A 22,621-nucleotide genomic window follows, 5' to 3' on the forward strand; every position below is an offset into this window, starting at 1 on the left:
ACCGGATGCGCGACCTCGTCCAGGAACTTGTGTCTCACTGCGCGGACTTGCGCCGGCAGCTCACGCGCGACCTGCGCGACCCGCACCATGCGGCCGACATTGCGCAGTCGAGCTTCGAGCGCGTGTACACGCACACCCTCGGCCTGCGTGACGGCGCCGCCATCGAGTCGCCGCGCGCCCTGCTGTTTCGCGTGGCGCGCAACCTGTGCATCGACGAAGCGCGCCATCGCAAGGTGGCGCAGGAGTGGGCCGTCTCGCATGCCGTCGTGGGCACGCACCTCACGGCCCCGTCGTCCGAATACGTCGTGGCCCAGCACCGCGTGCTGCGCCGCGTGGTCGAAACCATGGAACAGCTGCCGCCGCGCCGGCGCGAGGTGTTCCTGCTGTTCCGCGCCTACGGCCACTCGCGCGCCGAAATTGCGCAGCGCCTGAACATCACCGAGATGGCGGTCGCCAAGCACCTGCTGCGCGCCACCATCGACTGCTCGCGCGTGTTCGCCGAGCTGCGCCAGGAACTGATCGAGCCGCAGGCGGTGAACAGCCACGCGGGTTTCGACACGGCACTGGCTGAAGACTTTTCATGACCGCTGTGGCCCCTGCGGTCGTTCCGCGTGAACGGCTGATCGAACGCGCGCTCGCGCTCATCGTCGAGGACGAGATCGCACCGCCGAGCCCGGCCGCCAACAACGCCCGGCTCGCGCTCGACCAGTGGCGCACCCGCTCGCCCGAACACGCCGCCGCCGTGCGCGAGGCGCGCGAGCGCTGGAACGCCCTGGGCGGCATGGCCGACGACCTGCGCGCGCACTTCGACGAGCCCACGCCCGCCTCCGTGCCGCGCAACCCCTCGCGCCGCAAGCTGCTGCTGTCCGTCGCCGGGCTGCTCGGCGCCGGCGTGGTCGCCGGACGCGGCGTGCAGTGGTACTGGCAGCAGCCCGTGTTCCAGGCTGCGTATCGCACGCCCAACGCGCGGATGCTGAAGGTCACGCTGGCCGATGCGGCCGAGGGCGTCGGCAGCCGCCTCGACCTCGCCCCGCTCAGCGCCGTCGACGTCACGCTCTACCGCCGTCGCCGCAGGGTCGACATGGCACGCGGCGAGGTCCGCTTCGACGTGGCGCCCGACGCCGACCGGCCCTTCGTGGTGCGCACGCGCGAGGCCCTCATCGAAGTCGTCGGCACCGCCTTCACCGTGCGCGACCGCGGCGGCCCGATCACCGTGGGTGTCGAGCACGGCCATGTGCGCGTGCAGGTGCTGCGCCATGCCGGCACCGAGCGCAGCGGCGAGGTGGTCGACCTGCGCGCCGGCGACATGCTCGAGGTGCGCGACGGCCACGCCGACCCGGTGCGCCAGGCCGACACCGCCGCCCTCTCGGCCTGGCGCGACGGCTGGCTGGTGTTCGACAACACGCCGCTGGGCGATGCGCTGGCCGCAGTCAACAGCTACCGCAGCGCGCCCATCACAGGCGCCGACGCCCGCATCGACGCGATGCGGCTCTCGGGGCGCTTTCGCACCAACGACTCGGCCGGCCTGCTCGACGCACTGCCCGCGATCCTGCCGCTGGTGACGGTCGCCCGGCCCGACGGCAGCGTGAGCCTGCAGCCACGCTGACCCGGGCGTGCCCACGGGCGCGCTGCTCCTTTTTTCGCCCGTTTTTTCGACCCGCATCGACGCGGCGGCCGATGGCTTGTCACGGGCCTGTCTCTCTTTTTCGAGTTCAAACGTCTTACATCCAGAAGCACCCCGCATCCGATCGACGGATGCAGCGCGCCCCGGTTTTCATGCCGCACCGATTTATTTGTCTGGAGCCTTCACCCATGCGTTTCTCGCCTCGCCACCGACTCCTGAGCGCCGCGCTTGCCGCCGCCTTCGGAACCGCCTTTGCCAGCTGGAGCGGCCTTGCCGCCGCCCAGGGCGCCGACCAGGCCGCCGCCCAAGCGCGCGACATCCACGTGCCCGCCCAGCCGCTGGGCGCCGCACTCAACGAGCTGTCGCGCCAGACCGGCGTGCAGGTGCTCGCCGCGGGTGACGTGGTCTCGGGCCTGGCCGCACCGGCCGTGTCGGGCCGCCTGAGCTTCCAGCAGGCGCTCGACCGCCTGCTGGCCGGCAGCGGCCTCGTGGCGGTGCGCAACGGCCCCACGCGCGTCACCATCCAGCGCCAGAGCGCCGCCGCCAGTGCCTCGACGCTGCCCGCCGTGACCGTGGCTGCCCAAGCCTCCACCGACGGCACCACCGAAGGCACGGGCTCGTACACCACGCGCGCGGCCGCCGGTGCCACGCGCATGGACCTGTCGCTGCGCGAGACGCCGCAGTCGATCAGCGTCATCGGCCGCCAGCAGATCGAGGACCAGAACCTCGTCACGCTCGAAGACGTGCTGCGCCAGACGCCCGGCATCGTGGCCGACCGCAACGACGAGCGCGTGACCTTCTCGTCGCGCGGCTTCGCGCTGAGCACCATGATCGACGGCGTGCCCACGCTGGGCTTCAACAGCGTGGCCGGCGAGTCGAGCATGGTCAGCACCACCTTCTACGACCGCGTCGAAGTGATCCGTGGCGCGGCCGGCCTGCTCAACGGCGTGGGCTCGCCCGGCGGTGCCATCAACCTCGTGCGCAAGCGCCCGACCTCCGAGTTCGCGGGCCACATCTCGGGCGGCATCGGCAGCTGGAGCCGCTACAACGCCGAGATCGACGTGGGCGGGCCGCTCAACGCCGATGGCACCGTGCGCGGCCGCTTCATGGCTTCGCGCACCGACGGCAAGAGCTTCGTCGAGAACAAGGCACGCAGCGAAGACGCGCTGTACGGCATTCTCGAAGTCGACCTCGCGGCGGGCTCCCGCCTCTCGGTGGGCTTCGAGCACCAGAAGACCGCCATCGACGGCGCCAACTTCGGCCAAAGCCCGCTGTTCTACAGCAACGGCCATCGCACCAACCTGCCGCGCTCGTTCAACTCCAGCACGCCGTGGAGCTACTGGGACATGTACACCGACAAGCTGTTCGCCAACCTCGACCAGCGCCTGGGCGGCGGCTGGCAGCTGAAGGTCGATGCCAGCTACCTCAAGAGCAAGCGCGAGCGCGCCTCGGGCGACCTGAGCATCTACCGCGCCATCAACGAGCGCACCGGCGCCTCCACCATCGACATGCGAGAGAACCCCGCCGAAGGCGCCAACAAGGCCCTCGACGTGCACCTGAAGGGCCCGTTCGAAGCCTTCGGCCAGACGCACGAAGCCGTGGTCGGCATGAGCTACAACACCTACGACGCCACGGTCTACACGCGCGGCGCCGTGCCGCGCGTGGTCGACCGCCGCCCGCTGAACTTCTACCAGCTGCAGAGCTTCCCCGAGCCGACCTCGTTCTCGTACCCGCTGTACACGGCGCCGTCGAGCACCACCGAAAAGGCCATCTACGCCTCGACCCGCCTGCGGCTGGCCGACCCGCTGTCGGTGATCATCGGCGCGCGCGGCACCTGGTACAAATCCGATGCGTCCACGCTCGACTGGACCACCTGGCGCCGCACCGGCGTGAGCGCCATGCGCGAGAACGGCGTGGTCACGCCCTACCTGGGCGTGGTGTTCGACGTGAGCAAGGAACTCTCTCTGTACGGCAGCTACACCGACATCTTCCAGCCGAACACCCAGCGCGATCGCAACAACTCGCTCATCGCACCGCAGCGCGGCAAGAACATCGAACTGGGCCTGAAGGGCGAGCACTTCGGCGGCAAGCTCAACACCAGCGCCGCGATCTTCAAGACGCGCGAGACCAACCTCGCCGTGATTGACCGCGACGCCGGCTCGCTGCTGCCCGACGGCGGCATTCCGTACCGCGCGGTGCAGGGTGCGAAGAGCAAGGGCTTCGAGCTCACCGCCGCCGGCGAGGTGCTGCCGGGCCTGCAGATGCTCGCGGGCTACACGTACCATGCCAAGCGCGACGCCGACGGCGTGCTGTTGAACCCGCAGTACCCGCGCCGCCTGCTGCGCGTGAGCACCAGCTACCGCCTGCCGGGCGAGTGGAGCAAGCTCACCGTCGGCGGCAGCGTGAGCTACCAGAGCGACATCTACTACGACGAGTTCAACGAACTCGGCCGCGCCCGCCAAGGCGGCCTGACGCTGTTCGGCCTGATGGCGCGCTACGACATCAACAACCGCCTGAGCGCCTCGCTGCACATCGAGAACCTGAGCGACAAGCGCTACTACAACGGCCTGGGTGCGTACAACGGCTACACACAGGGCAACCCGCGCAACGCCTGGCTGAAGCTCAGCTACAAGCTCTGAGACCCAACGAATTGAAATAGGGCGGCACCGGCAGAAGGGTGCCCTTGACGCACGACCCGGCTTTCGGGTCGTGCGTTTTTTTATGGCCGGGCCTCAAGCCGCCATGGCCTCGGCCTCGCCCAGTCGCTCGCCCAACTGCGCCAACAACACCGCGCTGCGCAGGATCGCATGGTGGTCCTCGTCGAGCGCCGTGGCACCCGCAATGTCCGGCCGCCCCAGCTGCAGCGCGAGCGCGGCCCGGTCCGCTGCCGGACGCCGCGCGATCCACCAGCATTCGGCGCGGCAACGCAGCGGCACGAGCGCTTCGGTCTCGATCGCCTTCAGCTGCTGGCTCGTGAGGAAGATGCGGGCCAGCTCGTCGTCGGGCAGGTTCGCGTGCGACGGCATGTCGAGCGCGTCGCCGCGGGCCTGTGCCTTCGCACGCGCCTGTGCGATCAGCGCAGCCACCGTCGCTTCGTCGCTGACGAAGTCGTCGATGTCCAGCAGCCCGTCCAGGCGTGCCGCCGGCCAGGCCGAGGCGACGAAATCGGCGAAGTCGCGGCGGCCGTCGTCGTCCACCGTCTGCATCGCTGCGTCGGGCTCGGGCACATAGGGGTCGACCAGCCCGAGAAAGGCCACGGCCTGCCCTTCGGCTTCGAGCCGCGCCGCCACGGCCGCCGCGAGCGCGCCGCCGAGCGACCAGCCCAGCAGGTGGTACGGCCCCTGCGGCTGCACTTTGCGGACCATGCGGGCGTAGTCGTCGGCCATGCGCGCCAGCGACACGTCGCGGTGTGTGGGGTCGGCGAGCATGCGGCACGGCAGGCCGTACACGGTGCGCACGCCCTGCAGGCGGCGCGCCAGCAGCGCATAGTCGTACACCGTGCCCAGCGCCGCGTGCATGCAGAACAGCGGCGACGCATCGGGCACGACGGCATTCAGGGCCACCAGCGACGGCGCATCGACACGCCCGCCCAGCAGCCCCGCGATGGTCGGCGTGCGCAGGAAGTCGTGCAGCTTCAGGTCGAGCGCCGGCAGGCCCAGGCGCCGTGCCTGCGCCATCACCTTCAGGCTCAGCAGCGAGTCGCCGCCGAGTTCGAAGAAGTTGTCGTCGCGGCCCACGCGTTCCACGCCCAGCACTTCGGACCAGATGCGCGCGAGCGCCTGCTCGGTGGTGCCGCGTGGCGCATCGTAGCCGTCGCCACCAGCGAACACCGGCGCGGGCAGCGCATGGCGATCGACCTTGCCGCTCAGGTTGAGCGGCAGCGTGTCGAGCACCACCATCGCGGCCGGCACCATGTGCTCGGGCAGCAGCGCCGCAAGACTCACACGCACCCGCGAAGGTTCGATGCGCTCACCCGCCAGCGGCGAGACATACGCCACCAGCCGCGCGCCGCCCGCGCCCTGGCTGGCGACGACCACGGCTTCGCGCACCTGCGGCAGCGCCAGCAGCTGCGCCTCGATCTCGCCGAGCTCGATGCGAAAGCCGCGGATCTTCACCTGGTGGTCGATGCGCCCGAGGTACGCCATCTGCCCGTCGGCCTCCCAGCGCACGAGGTCGCCCGTGCGGTAGAGCCGGCCACCCGGCGCGCCGAAGGGGTCGGCCACGAAGCGTTCCGCGCTCAGGCCTGCACGTTGCAGATAGCCGCGCGCCAGGCCGTCGCCACCGAGGTAGAGCTCGCCGGCCACGCCGGGCGGCACCTGGTTCATGGCGCCGTCGAGCACATAGGCCGTGCGGTCGCCGACCAGGCGGCCGATGGGCATGTAGGCCGCGTCGAAACCCTCGCCCGGCGCGGCCTTGGCGATCATCGGTGTGATCACCGTCTCGGTCGGGCCGTAGCCGTTGACGACGCGCGGCGGCTTCAGCACCGACTGCACCAGCGCGAAGCTGGTGCGCGGCATCGCCTCGCCGCCCACGGTGTAGGAGCGAATCGGCAGCCGGCTCGCGGCCTCGCCCATCAGCTCGGCCATCTGGTGCAGGTAGCCGGGTGTGAAGCAGGCAATCGTGATGCCGTGGCGGGCAATCTCGGCGCAGGTGCGCTCCACCGGCCAGACCTCTTCGTCGCGCGGCATCAGCGCCGCGCCGAAAGCCAGCGGCACCCAGGTGCGCTCGTGCGCACCGTCGAAGTTGATCGACGCGAACTGCAGCTCGCGGTCGTCGGGCGTCATGCCGTAGGCCTCGCCGATGGACTGCACGTGCATGGCCAGCGGACCGTGCGCCACGGCCACGCCCTTGGGCTTTCCGGTCGAGCCCGAGGTGTAGATCACGTAAGCCAGGTGGTCGCGGTGCACTGCCACGCCGGGGTCGTGCGAGGGACCGCTCGACAGGTCGAGCGTGTCGAGCGTCAGCGCCTTCACAGCCGGCATGCCGATGCGGCCGAGCACCACGGCATCGTCGGCCAGCAGCAGCGCGACGCCGCTGTCTTCCACCATGTAAGCGAGCCGCTGCGGCGGATAGGCCGGGTCGAGCGGCACGTAGGCGCCACCCGTTTTCAGGATCGCGAGCAGCGCCACGACCATGTCGGCCGAGCGCCGCACCGCGAGGCCCACGCGCACTTCGGGGCGCACGCCCGCGCGCACGAGGTGATGCGCCAGCCGGTTGGCGCGCGCCTCCAGCGCGGCGTAGCTCAACGTGTGGTCGCCGAAGATCAGCGCCGTGGCCTCGGGCCGCAGCGCGGCCTGGCGTGCGACCAGCACATGCACCGGCGCGGTGTGCTGGTACGCGGGCGTGTTCACGCCCCAGGCCTGCAGGCGCTGTGCCTCGTCGGCGGTGTACAGGTCGAAGGCCGCGACCGGGTGCGTGGCCGCCTGCGCGAGATCGTCGGCCACGCGGCGCACCGCGTCGTGCATGTACTGGCACACGCGCGCGGCACCGACCGATGCATCGACCTGCGCGGTCAGCGCAAAGCCGTCGGCGCGTTCGTTCACCGACAGCGCGAAGGCGTAGTTCGAACGCTCCTGCGCGCCGAGCGTCTCGATGCCCTCCCAGCCGCCGGCATCGGCACCCGCATCGGGCGCCTGCGCCACATAGCGGTAGTTCAGCAGCGTCGAGAACAGCGGCGTGCCCTTGGGCACCGCGCTGCAGCGCTGCGCGAGCGACAGGCTCGCGTGCTCGTGGTGCAGCAGGCCGGCCAGCGCGGCGTGGGTCTGGCGCACGCAGGCCAGCGCATGGCTGCGACCCAGCGTCACGCGCAGCGGCAGCGTGTTGATCATCATGCCGAGCGCGCGCCCTGCGCCCTCGCCGCCTGCGAGCCGGCCGAACAGCACGGTGCCGAACACCACGTCGTCCTTGCCCGTGGTCTTGGCCAGCACCAACGCCCATGCCAGGTGGAACAGCGTGGCCGTGCTCACGCCGCTGCGCTGCGCCTGCGTGCGCACGGCCTGCGCCAGCGCCGCGTCGAGTTCGAGGTGCGCTTCTTCCACGGCCGTGCCGTCGCCGCGCGCATCGAACAGGTCGAAGGGGGCGGTCGGCTCGCGCACGTCGCCGAGCATGCGGCGAAAGAAGGTCTCCTGCTCGGCCACGTCGGCACCGAGCCGCGCCTGCGCGACAAAACTGCGGAACGGCACGGGCGCGGGCAGCGCATCGGCGCGGCCCTGCAGCAGCAGCGTGATCTCCTCGACCAGCAGGTCGCGCGAGACATGGTCGAGCGCCAAATGGTGGCTCGGCAGCTGCAACAGCCAGCCGCCGCCCGCCGCGTCGTGCGCGGCGATGGCGCGCAGCATGGGCGCGCGGCGCACGTCCAAACGGTAGTGCCCGGGGCGCACATGCGCTTCGAGCTGCGCGGCAACATCGCCCGCGGCGGCGTCGATCGGCAGCCATTCGATCTCGGCGGGTGCATGGCGGTGCACCACCTGCACCGGCTCCGCCAGCCCTTCCCACAGCACCGCGGTGCGCAGCATGTCGTGGCGCACGATGACGCGGTTCAGGCAGTCCATGAACGCATGCAGCCGCGTCTGGCTGTCGAAGCGCATCTGCAGCGACTGCACGTAGACGTCGCCCTCGGCCTGCATCAGGTGATGGAACAGCAGGCCTTCCTGCAGCGGCGCGAGCGGGTAGATGTCCTGGATGTTGGCCGCGCCGCGGGGCACGGCGGCTTCGATGCGGCGCAGCTGCACGTCGTCGAGCGTCACCAACGGCAGCATCTGCGGCGTGAGCCGTGTGCAGCCGTCGGGGATCGCGTTGTCGGGCACCACCGGCGCCGGGCGCGACGAGGCACCGGCTTCGAGCGTGGCGCGCGCGAAGTCGGAAAAACGCGGGTTCTGGAACAGCGTGCGCACCTGCGCACCGAAGCCCTGCCGGCGCAGCCGTTCGAGCAGCTGCATGGCCAGCAGCGAGTGGCCGCCGAGTTCGAAGAAGTTGTCGTTGCGGCCCACGCGCGGCGCGCCGAGCACCTCGGCCCACACGGCCGCCATCGCCTCCTCGGCCGCGCCCTGCGGTGCTTCCCAGGTGTCGGCCGCAGCAGCGAACACGGGCTCGGGCAGCGCGGCGCGGTCGACCTTGCCGTTGGCGTTCAGCGGCAGCGCCGCGAGCACGGTGATCGCCGACGGCACCATGTACTCGGGCAGCACCTGTGCCAGCCCGTCGCGCAGCGTGAAGGCCTCGACGGGCCGCTGCGCATCGAGGCTCGACACGTAGGCCAGCAGCAGCGCGCCGCCCGCACGCTGGCGCGCGACCACCACGGCCTCGCGCACGCCGGGCTGCGCGCGCAGCCGCGCCTCGACCTCGCCGAGTTCGATGCGGAAGCCGCGCACCTTCACCTGGTGATCGAGCCGCCCCAGGTATTCGAGCTGCCCGTCGGCACGCCAGCGCACGAGGTCGCCGGTGCGGTACAGGCGACCGCCCGCCGTGTCGAAGGGGTCGGCCACGAAGCGCTCGGCGCTCAGGCCGGCGCGGTTCAGGTAGCCGCGCGCCAGGCCCGAGCCTCCCAGGTACAGCTCGCCGGCCATGCCGGGCGGCACCAGGTTCATGTCGGTGTCGAGCACCACGGCGCGGCGGTCGCCCACGGGCGCGCCGATGGGAAGGTAGGCGGCGTCGAAGGCGGTGCCCGCGTAAGCCTTGGCGATGGTCGGCGTGATCACCGTCTCGGTCGGTCCGTAGCCGTTGATGAGGCGCGGCGGCTGCAGCGTCTGCATCACGCGCTCGCAGGCCACGCGGCCCATGGCCTCGCCGCCGACGGTGTACGAGCGCAGCGTGGGCACGCGCCCTTCCTCGCCGAGTTCATCGGCCATCTGCTGCAGGTAGCCCGGCGTGAAGCAGGCGACGGTGATGCCGTGGCGCCGCATTTCCTCGCGGCTGCGGTGCACGGTCCACAGCTCCTGGCTTCGCGGCATCAGCGTGGCGCCGAAGGCCAGCGGCGTCCAGATGCGCTCGTGCGCGCCGTCGAAGTTGATCGACGCGAACTGCAGCTCGCGGTCTTCGGGCGTCATGCCGTAGGCGCGGCCGATGGTCTGGATGTGCATGCTCAGCGGGCCATGCGCCACGGCCACACCCTTGGGCTGCCCGGTGGAGCCCGAGGTGTAGATCACATAGGCCAGATGCTCGGGATGCACCGCGACATCGGGTGCGCTGTCGGGGCCGCTGTCGAGCACGCCGCCGTCGAGCAGCAGCGCGGGCAGCGCCTGTATCGAGGCGCCCAGCCGCTCGCGCACCCGCGCCTGCGTGAGCAGCAGCCGCACGCCGCTGTCGGCCGCCATGAAATCGAGCCGGTCGGGCGGGTAGTCGGGGTCGAGCGGCACGTAGGCCGCGCCCGCTTTCAGCACGCCGAGCAGCGCCACCACCATCTCGGGCGAACGCTCCACCGCGAGGCCGATGCGGTCCTCGGGCTTCACGCCCTGCGCGATGAGGGCATGGGCGAGCCGGTTGGCGCGCACGTCGAAGTCGCGGAAGCGCATCGGCACGCCGTCGACGATCAGCGCCGTGGCCTCGGGCCGCAGCGCGGCCTGGCGCTCGACGAGCCGGTGCACGGGCACCTCGTCCCAGGCGGTGTCCCGGCCCTCGCCCCATTCGCGCAGCTGGGCGTGCTCCTGCGGACCGAGCAGCGCCACCTCGCGCAAGGTGCGCGTGGGGTCGTCGGCCAGCTGGCGCAGCACTGCGACGTAGTGCGCGGCCATGCGCTCGATGGTGGCGGGCTCGAAGATCGCGTGGGCATACGTGAAGCTCAGGCCGAGCGTGCCGTCGGCCTGCTCCAGCGTGTCGAGCGCGAGTTCGAAGGGCGCCGCCTGTTCGTCGAGTTCGCAGGGTTCGATGCGCAGGCCTTCGAGCCGGTCGAGCGCGCCCAGGTCCTGCTGCCGGTGGTTGAAGATCACCTGGAACAGCGGCGGGTGGCTCAGGCTGCGCTCGGGCTGCAGCGCCTCGACCAGCTGTTCGAACGGCAGGTCCTGGTGCGCCTGCGCGCCCAGTGCCGCGTCGCGCGCCTGCGCCAGCGCCTGGGCCAGCGTGGTGTGGCCAGCCAGCTCGGCGCGCAGCACCTGCGTGTTGACGAACAGGCCGAGGATGCCGGCCGTCTCGGGCCGGTCGCGGTTGGCCACAGGCACGCCGAGCCGGATGTCGCCCTGGCCCGTGTAGCGGTGCAGCAGCGCCTGAAAGCCGGCCAGCAGCACCATGAAGAGCGTCGCGCCCTCGGCGCTCGCGCGGCGGCGCAGTGCGTGTGCCAGCGCGCCCGGCAGGTCGAGCCGGTGGCGCGCGGCCAGGTACGGCCCCTGCGGCGGACGCGCGCGGTCGGCAGGCAATTGCAGCAGCGGCTGCTCGCCACCGAGCCGCTCGGTCCAGTAGGCGAGCTGGCGTTCGCCCTCTCCCGCTTCGAGCCAGTTGCGCTGCCAGGCCGCGTAGTCGGCGTATTGCAACGCCGGCGCAGCGAGCACGGCGGCATCGTTCCCTTGACGGTGTGCCTGGTACAGCGCGCCGAAGTCATCGACCAGCAACTGCATCGACCAGCCATCGGACACGATGTGGTGCATCACCAGCACCAGCAGGTGCGCGGTCTCGCCGGTGCGCAGCAGGCCCACGCGCAACAGCGCGCCGCGCGACAGATCGAAGGGCGTGCGCACGAGGCGTGCGGCCTCGTCGCGCACCTGCGCGGGGTGGGCGCGCAGATCAGCTTCACGCAGGTCGAGCACGGCCTCGGGCGACACGATCTGCTGCGGCACGCCGTCGTCGCTCACGCCGAAGCGCGTGCGCAGCGACGGATGCCGCACCACCAGCGCCTGCAGGCTCGCACGCAGCGCCGCAAGGTCGAGCGCGCCGTGCAGCGTGAGCGCGGCCGTGATGTGCTGCGCCGTGCTCCCGGGGTCCATCTGCCAGAGAAACCACTGGCGCGCCTGCGCGTACGACGCAGGCCGCGGCGCGCCGGGCACGGCGGCCGGGTCGGGCACGATCGGCAGGCGGCCGAAATCGATGCCCTGCGCACGAAGCGCGGCGATGAATTCCTTCTGCCGCGCCGGTGGCAAACCTGCCAGCCGTTGGGCGATGGCCCTGCCGCGTTCGCTGCTGCTGTTACTCGTTCTACTGCTCACTCAACCCCCCAGACTTTCCAACAATGCATCCATGCGATCGAGGTCGCTCTCGGCCTGCGCGGCCTGCTGCGCCTGCGCCGGCCCCTGCGCATCGAGCGCCTGCGCGCACGCCGCCAGGTCGGGCAGCTCGAAGTAGCGCTGCAGCGGCAGGTCGATGCCCATCTGCGCCTTGACCTGCTGCCGCAGCTTGAGCACCGCGAGCGAGTGCCCGCCGAGCTCGAAGAAGTTGTCGCCGCGCCCCACGCGCGACAGCCCCAGCACCTGCGCCCACAGACCCGCCAGCGCGGTTTCGGTGGCGCCCTGCGGCGGCACGTGGGCACGCTCTTCCGCGGCCTCGGGCGGCGGCAGCGCCTGCCGATCGACCTTGCCGTTGGCGTTCAGCGGCAGCCCCTGCGGCATCGCGACGATGACGCTCGGCACCATGTAGTCGGGCAGCGCCGTCGCCAGCCCCGCACGCAACGCCGCGGGGCGCAGCGGCTGGCCTTCGGCGCCGGCCGCATAGGCCACCAGCCGCGCACCGCCCGGCCCTTCCTGCGCCAGCACCAGCGCCTGGCGCACGCCGGGCTGCGCGAGCAGCTGCGACTCGACCTCGCCGAGTTCGATGCGAAAGCCCCGCACCTTCACCTGGTGGTCGAGCCGGCCGAGGTACTCGAGCTGGCCGTCATCGCGCCAGCGCACGAGGTCGCCGGTGCGGTAGAGCCGCCCGCCGTGCCCATCGAACGGATCGGCAACGAAGCGCTGCGCCGTCAGGCCGGCGCGATGCAGGTAGCCGCGCGCCAGCACCTCGGCGCCCACGCACAGCTCGCCGGCCACGCCCACGGGCACGGGTTGAAGATTGGCGTCGAGCACGCGCAAGCGCGCGCTCGACGCGGGCGTGCCGATGGGCGGCAGGTCTTCTCGGCCTGCACCGTCGAGCACGAACTCGCTCACCACGTGCGTTTCGGTCGGCCCGTACTGGTTGATGAGCCGGCACTGCGATTCGCGCGCCAGCCATTCGGTCAGCGCGGGCGTGCGCTTGAGTTGCTCGCCCGCAGTGACGATCTGCCGCAGCGCCGGCAGCCGACGGCCCGAGGCCAGCGACTGTTCGGCGAAATGCTGCAGCACCGAGAAAGTCAGGAACATGCGCTCGACGCCTTCGCGGTGCACCAGGTCTTCCAGCGCATCGAGGTCGAGCCGCTGCGCGTCGGCGGTCTGCACGAGGCAGCCGCCGCCGGCCAGCCCGCTGACCATTTCCTGGAACGCCACGTCGAAGCACGGCGACGCGAACAGCAGCGTGCGGCTCGCACCCGGCAGGCGTTGCAGCTGCCACGCGATGAGACGCGCCACCGCGTCGTGGCGCATCGCCACGCCCTTGGGGCGGCCGGTCGAGCCCGAGGTGTAGAGCACGTAGGCCAGCTGCTCGCCATGCACTGGCACCGCCGGGTCGTGGTCGGGCCATTCAGCCATGCCGTCGTCGGTGGCGTCGAGGTCGAAGGCCAACCGTTGCACGCTCGCTGCGTCGGGCAAACGCGGCATCAACGCGCGGCGCGTGAGCAGCAGCGAGGCGCCGCTGTCCTCGACCATGTAGGCCAGCCGCTCGGTCGGGAACGCCGGGTCGAGCGGCACATACGCACCTCCGGCCTTGAGCACGGCGAGCAGGCCGACGACGGTTTCGGCCGAGCGATCGACCGCGATCGCGACCGGCATGTCGGGCCGCACGCCTTGTGCGATCAGCCGGTGCGCCCAGCGGTTCGCGAGGCGGTTGAGCGCGGCGTAGGTGAGGCGATGCCCAGCCGTGACCAGCGCCAGTGCGTCGGGGTTCGCCTTCGCCTGTTGTTCGATGAGGTGGTGAACGGGCACGACCGTTTCCGGCGTGAACGCACCGCGCGACCACGACGACAACCGCTCGCGCTCGGCCGCATCGGCCAGCGTCAGCTGGCCTGTTGCCTGCGCCGCATCGCCAGCAAGCGCCAGCAACGCCGCACGCAGCTGGCCCACGAGCGCCGCCGCCTGCGCGTCGTCGCACACGTCGAGCGCATGCACGAGGTCGATGTGCAGTGCCGCATCGTCATGCACCATCAGCGTCAGCGGGTACGAGGTTTCTTCCTGCGTGCGCACCGCGCCGAAGCGAAGGCCCGCCGCTGCGTCGTCGCGCAAGGCCGCATCGACCGGGTAGTTCTCGAACACCACCAGGGTGTCGAACAGCCCCTGCCCGCCCAGCCCGGCCCAGGCCTGGATCTCGTGCAGCGGCGTGTGCTCGTGTTCGCGCGACGCGACCTGCGCTGCCTGCAGTTCGCGCAGCCAGTCGCCCACGGGCTGGCCGGGCTGCAGGCGCGCGACCACGGGCAGCGTGTTGATGAACAGGCCCAGCATGCGCTCGGCGCCCGGCATCTCAGCGCTGCGGCCGGCGACGGTGGCGCCGAACACGACAGTGCCGGTGCGCGTGCGCTGGCTCAGCAGCAGCGCCCAGGCGGCCTGAACGAAGGTGTTCAGCGTGACGTGCGCGGCGCGCGCGGCATCGCGCAGGCCGCGCGTGGTTTCGGTGTCGAAGGCCAGCCGCTGGCGGGCCTTGCCCGGGCGTGGCGCGACCAGAGGCACCAGCGCCGTCGCAAGACGCGTCGGTTCTTCCACACCGGCCAGCACGCTGCGCCAGTGCGCCTCGCCGGCCTGCGCGTCGCGTGTTGCGAGCCACGCGATGTGGTCGCGGAAGCGCCCGGGTGCGGCCTCGCCGGCCTGCCCCGCGTAGCTGCGCAGCACCTCGGCCAGCAGCTGCGCCACGCTCCAGCCGTCGAGCAGCAGGTGGTGGTAGGTCCAGACGAGGTGATGGCGCTGCGCCTGTGTGCGCGCCAGCGCGATGCGCATGAGCGGCGGGCGCGCGAGGTCGAAGCCGCTCGCGCGCTGCGACGCGGCCAGCCGCGCCAGCGCACCGGGCACGTCGGCGCTCTCGCGCAGGTCTTGCACGGCCCACGGCATCTCGGCGCTGCGCGCCACCCATTGCAGCGGCGTGACGCCGTCGGCCAGGAAGCCGCTGCGCAGGATCTCGTGGCGCGCCAGCACGCGCTGCCATGCCGCGCGGAAGCGCTCGGCATCGAGGCCGTCGATGTCCATGCACAGCTGGTTGATGTAAGCCTCGCCCTGCGCATCGACCAGGCTGTGGAACAGCATGCCGGACTGCATCGGCGACAGCGGATAGAGGTCTTCGAGTTGCGTGACGGGCAGCGGCAGCGCGTCGAGCTGCGCGGCGTCGAGCCCGGCCAGCGGGAAGTCCGACGGCGTGACACCGGAGGCGCCCGAGGTGCAGTGCGCGATCAGCGCCTCGAGTTCGTCGCCGAAGCGGTTCACCCAGCCCTGCACGTCGTCGGCGGCATAGCGTGCCGCGCTGAAGTCCACCGTCAGTTGCAGCGCGCCATCGCGCACCTGTGCGTTGACGCTGAATTCGTGCAGCAGCGGCGCGCTCGCCGCGACGGGTTCGCCCGCGTCTTCGGCCGCCAGCGACCACGCGGCCTCAACCACACCGTCGACCTGCCCGAGGTAGTTGAAGACCAGCTGCGGACGCGGCAGCGCGCGCAGCGCCTGCCGCTGTGCGTCCGTGCCCAGGTGCATCAGCACGCCATGGCCGAGCCCGCGTTGCGGCACGCGGCGCAGGTCTTCCTTCACGCGCTTGATCGCATCGCCCCACGCCCCCATCGGATCGAGCCGCACGGGGAACAGGCTCGTGAACCAGCCCGTGGTGCGCGACAGGTCGAGTGTTTTCTCCGCCGGCAGGATGTCTTCACGGCCGTGGCCTTCGAGCAGGATCGCCAGCTGCGCATGCCCGCTCCAGCCGCACAGCGCGCGGCCGAGTGCGGTGAGCAGCAGGTCGTTGACCTGCGTGCGGTAGGCGGCAGGAGCAACCTTGAGCAGCGCCTGCGTGCGCTCGCGGTCGAGCTGCCACGCGATGCTGGCACGGCGCGCCACGGTGTTCACGCCGTCGGGTCGCGCGCAGGGCAGCGCGACCGGCACGTCGACGAAGGCCAGCCAGTGCGGGAGTTCACCCTCCATCGTGGCAGCCTGCGCCTGCAGCGCGTGCGCCCAGGCTTGCAGGCTGGCGCTCTTCGGCGGCAGCGCGACCGACTGGCCATCGCGGCACTGCATGTACGCAGCAGCCAGGTCGTCGAGCAGGATGCGCCACGACACGCCATCGACCACGAGGTGGTGCGCGGCCAGCAACAGGCGCCAGTCGCCGCCCGGCAGGCGGATGACCAGCGGGCGCAGCAGCGGCCCGTGCGCGAGGTCGAGGCTGCGTTGCGCCTCATCGCACAGCGCGGCGATCTGCGCGGGGTTCGCCGCATCGCGCACCCAGAGCCATTCCTCGCGCCAACGCGCCGGCAGTGGCTCGTAGGCCTGTTGCCAGCGGCCATCGCTTGCCTGATGGAAGCGCAGGCGGAACGCGTCGTGGTGCTGCACCACGGCCGCCAGTGCGGCTTCGAGCGCGGGCAGCACCAGCGGCTCGCGGCTTTGCAGCAGCAGCGACTGGTTCCAGTGATGGCGCTCGGGCATGTCGGCTTCGAAGAATGCAGCCTGGAAAGGCAGCAGCGGCACCTCGCCTTCGGCCGCCGCCTGCTCGGCGTGCACCGCAGCGCCCACGGGTTCGGCCACCGCCGCCTGCCCTGCGACGGTCTGCCGCTCGAACATCTGGCGCGGCGTGAGCTTCCAGCCCGCCGTGCGAAGCCGCGACACGATCTGCAGGCTCAGGATCGAATCGCCGCCGAGTTCGAAGAAGTTGTCCTGCCGGCCCACGCGCGGCAGGCCGAGCACCTCGGCCCAGACGGTGGCGAGCGCCTGCTCGACCACACCCTCGGGCGCTTCGTAGGCCTGCACCCCGCTGCGCTCGGGTTTGGGCAGCGACTTGCGGTCGATCTTGCCGTTGGCGTTGAGCGGGAGGGCCGGCAGCACGCACAGCAGCGCCGGCACCATGTACTCGGGCAGCACCTCGGCCAGCCGCGCCTTGAGCACGGCCGCATCCACCGCCGCATCGGGCTGCGGCGACACGTAACCGACCAGCCGCGTGCCGCCCGGACCTTCGTCGGCCACCACGACGGCCTCGCGCACCTGCGGCTGCGCCAGCAGCTGCGCCTCGATCTCGCCGAGTTCGATGCGGAAGCCCCGCACCTTCACCTGGTGGTCGATGCGGCCCAGGTAGGCCAGCTGGCCGTCGTCGCGCCAGCGCACGAGGTCGCCCGTGCGGTACAGGCGCTCGCCGGTGTCGCTGAACGGGTCGGCGACAAAGCGCTCGGCCGTGAGGCCCAGCCGATGCAGGTAGCCGCGCGCCAGGCCGATGCCGCCCAGGTACAGCTCGCCGCCCACGCCCAGCGGCACCGGGTTCAGGCCCGCGTCGAGCACGTAGGTCTTGCAACCCGCGATGGGACGACCGATGGCGACATGGTTCAGGCCGTCGGCGCGGCAGGTCCAGTGCGTCACGTCGATGGCCGCCTCGGTCGGGCCGTAGAGGTTGTAGAGCCCCGCACCCGGCAGGCGCTCGAACACCTTCGCCTGCGCCTCGGCGGGCAGCGCCTCGCCGCTGCAGACGATGCGCCGCACGCTGGTGCAGGCCTCGATGCCGTCGTGCGCCAGGAAGGCCTGCAGCATCGAGGGCACGAAATGCAGCGTGGTCACGTCGTGTGCGCGGATCAGCTCGACCAGGCGTGCCGGCTCGCGGTGATCACCGGGCGCAGCGACGACAAGGCGCGCGCCCTGCATCAGCGGCCAGAAGAATTCCCACACCGACACGTCGAAGCCGAACGGCGTCTTCTGCAGCACGGTGTCGGCGTCGCCCAGCGCGTAGGCGTCCTGCATCCAGGCCAGGCGGTTGTAGAGGGCGTTGTGGCGGTTGGCCGCGCCCTTGGGGCGGCCCGTGGAGCCCGAGGTGAAGATCACGTAGGCGAGGTTCTCGCCATGCAGCGCGACCTGCGGGCAGGCGGTGGATTCGGCCGACAGGTCGAGCGCATCGAGCGCCAGCAACTGCACATGCGCCGCCACCGGCAGCGCCTCGCGCAGATGCGACTGCGTGAGCAGCAAGGTCACGCCGCTGTCTTCGAGCATGTAGGCGATGCGTTCGCGCGGCAACTCGGGGTCGATGGGCACATACGCGCCGCCGGCCTTCAGGATCGCCAGCAGCCCCACGACCATCTCGAGGCTGCGCTCGGCGGCGATGCCCACGGGCATGTCGGGCCGCACGCCCAGCCCGATCAGGTGATGGGCCAGCGCGTTGGCGCGCGCATCGAGTTCGCCATAGCGCAGCACCGTGTCGCCGAACACCAGCGCCACCGCCTCGGGCCGCTCGCGCGCCTGCACCTCGATGCGCTGGTGCACGGGCTGCGTGTACGGGCGGTGCGGCAGGTTCTCGCTCCAGCCGCGCAGCCGCGCTTCGTCGTCCGCATCGGTGAGCACGAGGTTCGCAAGCACGCGGTCGGGGTCGTCCGACATCGCCTGCAGCACGCGCTGGTAGGCGCGAACCAGGCGCTGCGCGGTCGTGGCGTCGAACAGGTCGGTGTTGTATTCGAGCCGCCCGCGCACGCCGCGCGGGTCGATGTAGAAGTCCAGCGACAGGTCGAACTTGGCGCCCGCGTCGTCGAACTCTTCGAGCTCGGCACGCACGCCCGCGAAATCGAGCGCGACGGCCTCACCGGCCATCTGCACACCGAACATGGCCTGGAACAGCGGGCTGCGCGCGGGGTCGCGGCGGTCCTTGCGGCTGGCCAGCAGCACTTCGAACGGCAGGTCGGCGTGGTCGAGCGCGGCCAGTGCGTCGGTGCGCACCTGCCGGCACACCTCGCGCAGCGTGCGCCGGGGCGCGAGCCGCGCGCGGAACACCTGCGTCGTGATGAAGAAGCCCAGCAGATCCTGTACCTCTTCGCGGTGGCGCCCGGCGTTGGGCACGCCGATGGCGAAATCGTCCTGCCCGCTGCAGCGCGACAGCAGCACCTGCCAGGCCGCGAGCAGCACGACAAAGGGCGTGCAGCGTTCGGCGCGGCAGAACTTCTGCAGCGCCACCGCCAGCGCCGGCGGCAGCTCGAAACCGAGCGCGGTGCCGGCGAAGGTCTGCTGCGCGGGGCGCGCGCGGTCGGTCGGCAAATCGAGCGACGGCACCTCGTCGCCGAGGTGGCGGTTCCAGTGCGCGAGCTGCGGTGCGAGCGCCCCGCCCTGCACGCGGGCGCGCTGCCACACGGCGAAGTCGGCGTACTGCACGGGCAGCGGCGGCAGCTGCACCGGGCCGTCGCTGCGCAGCGCCAGCGCGTAGGCCGCGCCGAGGTCGCGCGCCAGGATCGGGTTCGACCAGGCGTCGGACACGATGTGGTGCAGGCAGACGGTCAGCACGTGCCGGTCGTCGGCCAACTTCGCGAGTCGTGCGATCAATGCGGGCGCGCGGCCCAGGTCGAACACATGCGTCGCGGTGCGGCGCACGAGCGCGTCGACAGCGGCTTTCTGTGCGTCTGCGCCCTGGTCCGAGAGGTCGATGCGCTCCAGCGTGAACGGCACTTCGGCCTGCACCACCTGCATCGGCACGCCGTCGTGTTCGACGAAGTGCGTGCGCAGGATGGCGTGGCACGCAATGACCGCCTGGAACGCACGTGCCAGCGCCTCGGCGTCGAGCGCGCCGGTCAGCCGGAACACGCGCGGCAGGTTGTAGGCCGTGAGCCCGGGCTCGAGCTTCTGCAGGAAGCACAGCTGCTCCTGCGCGTACGACAGCGGCACCGCCTGGCCGTCGTGCACGGTGCGGGTGATCTCGTCCATGGCGATGCTCATGCGGCCTCGCCCACGGATTCGTCGGCCAGGTCGCGCTGCCGGTGCGTCTGCGCCATCTGTTCGAGCGCGACGGCGTCGGCACTGGCCTCGCGCAACACGGCGGCGAGCGCCGCGGGCGTCGGGTGGTCGAACACCACGCCGGCCGCCACCTCGACCTGCAGCAGCTTGCGGATGCGCGCCACCAGCTTGATGACCTGCAGCGAGTGGCCGCCGAGTTCGAAGAAGTCGTCTTCCACGCCGACCGGGCCGCTGCCCAGCAGCGTGGCCATGCCGTCGGCGAGCAGCGCTTCGAGCGCGTCGCGCGGCGCGGCGATGGTGCGCTGTGGCCCTTCGGCCGGGGCCGATGCCGACGCCGCCAGCGCGCGCCGGTCGATCTTGCCGTTCGGCAGGCGCGCAAACGCGCTCACCGCCGTGCAGCTCGCGGGCACCATGTGCGCGGGCAGCAGCGCGGCGAGTTCTTCGCGCAGCGCGCGGCCGTCGGCCGCCTCGCTGTCGGCGACGAAGAAGGCGGCGAGCGTGGCCGCACCGGCCGCATCGGGCACGGCCAGCACGACCGCCTGTCGCACGCCGGGCCGCGCCAGCAACGCCGCCTCGACCTCGGCCGGCTCGACGCGGTAGCCGTGGACCTTCACCTGGTGGTCGGCGCGCCCCGCGAGGCGCAGCCCGCCTTCGGGCAGCACCCACGCGAGGTCACCTGTGCGGTAGAGCCGCTCACCCGCGTGGAACGGATCGGCGACGAACGCGTCGGCGTTCGTGCGGTTCAGGTAGCCGCGGCACAGCTGCGCACCGCCGATGTAGACCTCGCCCAGCCCACCGGCCGGCACGAGGCCGCGCGACGCATCGAGCACGCGCACGCGGTTGTTCGCGAGCACGCGCGTCAGCGGCAGTTGCTCGGGCACGGGCGCGCCGGGTTCGACGGCATGCACCATGACGCCGACCGTGGCCTCGGTCGGCCCGTAGTGGTTGTAGACGGCACACTGCGGCGCCAGCCGCGCGATGCGCTCGACCAGCGCGCGCGGCGCGGCCTCGCCGCCCAGCACCAGCGTGCGCGGCAGGCAGGGCGCGGCGCTTTCGAGCAGCGCTTCGAGGTGCGAGGGCACGATCTTCAGCGCGTCGATGGCGTGTGCGCGCATGAAGCGCGCGAAGGCCTCGGCGTCTTTCGCCTCGTGCGGCGCCGCCACGACGAGGCAGGCGCCGTTGTAGAACGCGCCGACCAACGCGGTGTTGCCCAGGTCGGCCGCCACCGAGCTGGTGAGCGCCCAGCGGCGGCAGGTGTCGAGCTGCATCGCCGCCGAAGCGGCGGCCACGTAGTTCTGCAGCTGGCCCTGCTCGACGGCCACGCCCTTGGGTGTGCCGGTGGAGCCGGAGGTGTAGAGCACGTAGGCGAGGTCGCTCGGTGCGGCGATCTGCGATGCGCCTTGCGCTTCGGGCAACGTGACCGCATCGGGCAATGCCGCGTCGATGGTGAACACCGGCTGCGCATCGGCCAGCACCGCCGCGCGGCGCGCCTCGGGCCAGTCGGGGTCGAGCGGCAGGTAGGCGGCGCCCGCGCGCCAGACGGCGAGGATCGCCACCGGCAGGTCGAGCGCGCGCGGCAGGTTCACCGCGACGATGGCGCCGGGTGTCACGCCCTGCCCTTGCAGCCAGTGGGCGACGCGGCCGATGCGCTGGTCGAGTTCGCGGTAGTTCAGGCGCTGGTCGCCTGCTTCGAGTGCGGGCGCTTCGGGCGTCTCGATCGCCCAGTGGGCGATACGTTGCGTGACGGTCTGCGAGCCGACATCGGCCACGGCTTCCTGCGATTGCAGCAACAGCTCGCGCTCGCGCGCGCCGACCAGCGGCAGCGCGCCGAGCGCGGTGTCGGGGCGTTCGACGACGGCGTCCAGCAGGCAGAGGTACTGCATCAGCAGGCGCTGCGCCGCCCCCTCGCTGTGGCGCGTCGCATCGGCATGCACCGACAGCGCAGCACCATCGATGTCCCATGCAACCTGCAAGGCGAGTTCGAAAGCCGACAGCGGTCCGGGCAGCGCAGCCAGTTGCCATTGCAGATCGACGCCGTGGCGGCGCGGCCGTTCGTGGCAAGCGAAGCCAACCGCGAGATGCGCGGCGATAGGCGGTGCGTCGACGGTCCAGTACTCCTGCGCCTCGACATGCGCGGCCAGCGTGCCGTCGATGTTGTCGAACCAGTCGGCAAAGCGCGTCTCGGGCGCGGTCTCGACGATGAGCGGCAGCACCTTGTCGAACACGCCGACCGCGCCCTGCATCGGCGGGTAGTCGCGGCGGCAGTCGTGCTGCCAACCGGCGGCGAAGCGGCCGGTGCCGTCCAGGCGCGCGAGCAGCAGCCACCAGACGGCCTGCAGCAGCGTGTCGGGCTGCGCGCCCAGCGTGTCGGCGCAGGCGGCGATGCGACCTGCAAAACCGGCGTCGATGGATTCTTCGGCCTGCACCCGCGCAGCCTGTTGCGCGACAGCAGCTTGCCGCCCCACGAGGCGTGGCGGCGTGAGCGTGGTGGCCTGCGCGAGGTAGCGCTGCCAGTAGGCACGCCCCTCGGCGGCGTCTTCGCCATCGAGCAGGTCCTGGCGCCAGGTCACGAAGCGTGCGTAGGGGAACACCTCGGCGGCATCGAAGCTGTTCGCGTCCGCGAAGGCCGTGGCGATCTGGTCGAACAGGTGCTGCAGGCTGCCGCGGTCGCCGACCCAGGCATGGACGGACAGCGCCAAGGTGTGGCGCGTTTCGCCGGTGCGTGCGAGCCCGGCATGAACCATCTCGCCGCGTGCAATGTCCAGCGGCACGGCTTGCAGGTTCTCCAGCCATTCGGTCAACGCAAACCCGGGCGCATCACGCAGATCGGCGCTCGCCCAGGCCAGCGGCGCCATGCCGTCGGTGTACTGCTGGCGCAGGCCGCGGTAGCCCGGCACCGCGCGGATGGCGCTGCACAGGGCGCCGTGCGCACCCAGCACAAGCGCCACCACGTCGCGCAGACGCGCGAGGTCGGTTGCGCCCTCGATGTCGGCGCGCAGCAGCAGGCGCGGCGCATCGGCCGGCACCGCGCGTTGTTCGGGGCTCAGCGGAAAGGTCGTGTCGTCGAAGGGGTCGGTCATGGTCGTCA

At 71.7% G+C, this 22,621-nt stretch carries 6 protein-coding genes; 3 read left to right on the forward strand and 3 right to left on the reverse strand.

The features are described 5' to 3' along the window. Positions 1-5: 5 nt before the first annotated feature. From CLU95_RS06675 to CLU95_RS06685, 3 genes are all read left to right on the forward strand, one after another. Complete coding sequence (locus CLU95_RS06675) at positions 6-584, forward strand: RNA polymerase sigma factor (RefSeq protein ID WP_099791583.1); 579 nt, start codon at positions 6-8, stop codon at positions 582-584. Further along, on the forward strand, positions 581-1,606 hold the full coding sequence (locus CLU95_RS06680) for a FecR family protein (protein WP_099791585.1): 1,026 nt from the start codon (positions 581-583) through the stop codon (positions 1,604-1,606). Before CLU95_RS06675 ends, CLU95_RS06680 begins: the two co-directional genes overlap by 4 nt. Before the next feature lie 206 nt (positions 1,607-1,812). Continuing rightward, positions 1,813-4,263 carry a TonB-dependent siderophore receptor gene (locus CLU95_RS06685; RefSeq protein ID WP_099791587.1) on the forward strand — a complete coding sequence of 817 codons (2,451 nt, stop codon included), beginning with the start codon at positions 1,813-1,815 and terminating at the stop codon, positions 4,261-4,263. Positions 4,264-4,356: 93 nt separating this feature from the next. Here CLU95_RS06685 and CLU95_RS06690 read toward each other — a convergent pair whose 3' ends face one another. The 3 genes from CLU95_RS06690 to CLU95_RS06700 are packed head-to-tail and all read right to left on the reverse strand — an operon-like array spanning position 4,357 to position 22,613. Next, entirely contained in the window at positions 4,357-11,751 is a 7,395-nt protein-coding gene (locus CLU95_RS06690) for a non-ribosomal peptide synthetase (protein ID WP_257214550.1), read from the reverse strand. Beyond that, positions 11,752-19,515: a non-ribosomal peptide synthetase gene (locus CLU95_RS06695; protein WP_099791589.1), complete on the reverse strand. Its 7,764-nt coding sequence runs from the start codon at positions 19,513-19,515 to the stop codon at positions 11,752-11,754. After that, entirely contained in the window at positions 19,512-22,613 is a 3,102-nt protein-coding gene (locus CLU95_RS06700) for a non-ribosomal peptide synthetase (protein ID WP_099791592.1), read from the reverse strand. Before CLU95_RS06700 ends, CLU95_RS06695 begins: the two co-directional genes overlap by 4 nt. Positions 22,614-22,621 lie beyond the last annotated feature (8 nt).

The sequence above is a fragment of the Variovorax sp. 54 genome, from assembly GCF_002754375.1.
In the GTDB taxonomy this organism is placed as follows: Bacteria; Pseudomonadota; Gammaproteobacteria; order Burkholderiales; family Burkholderiaceae_C; genus Variovorax.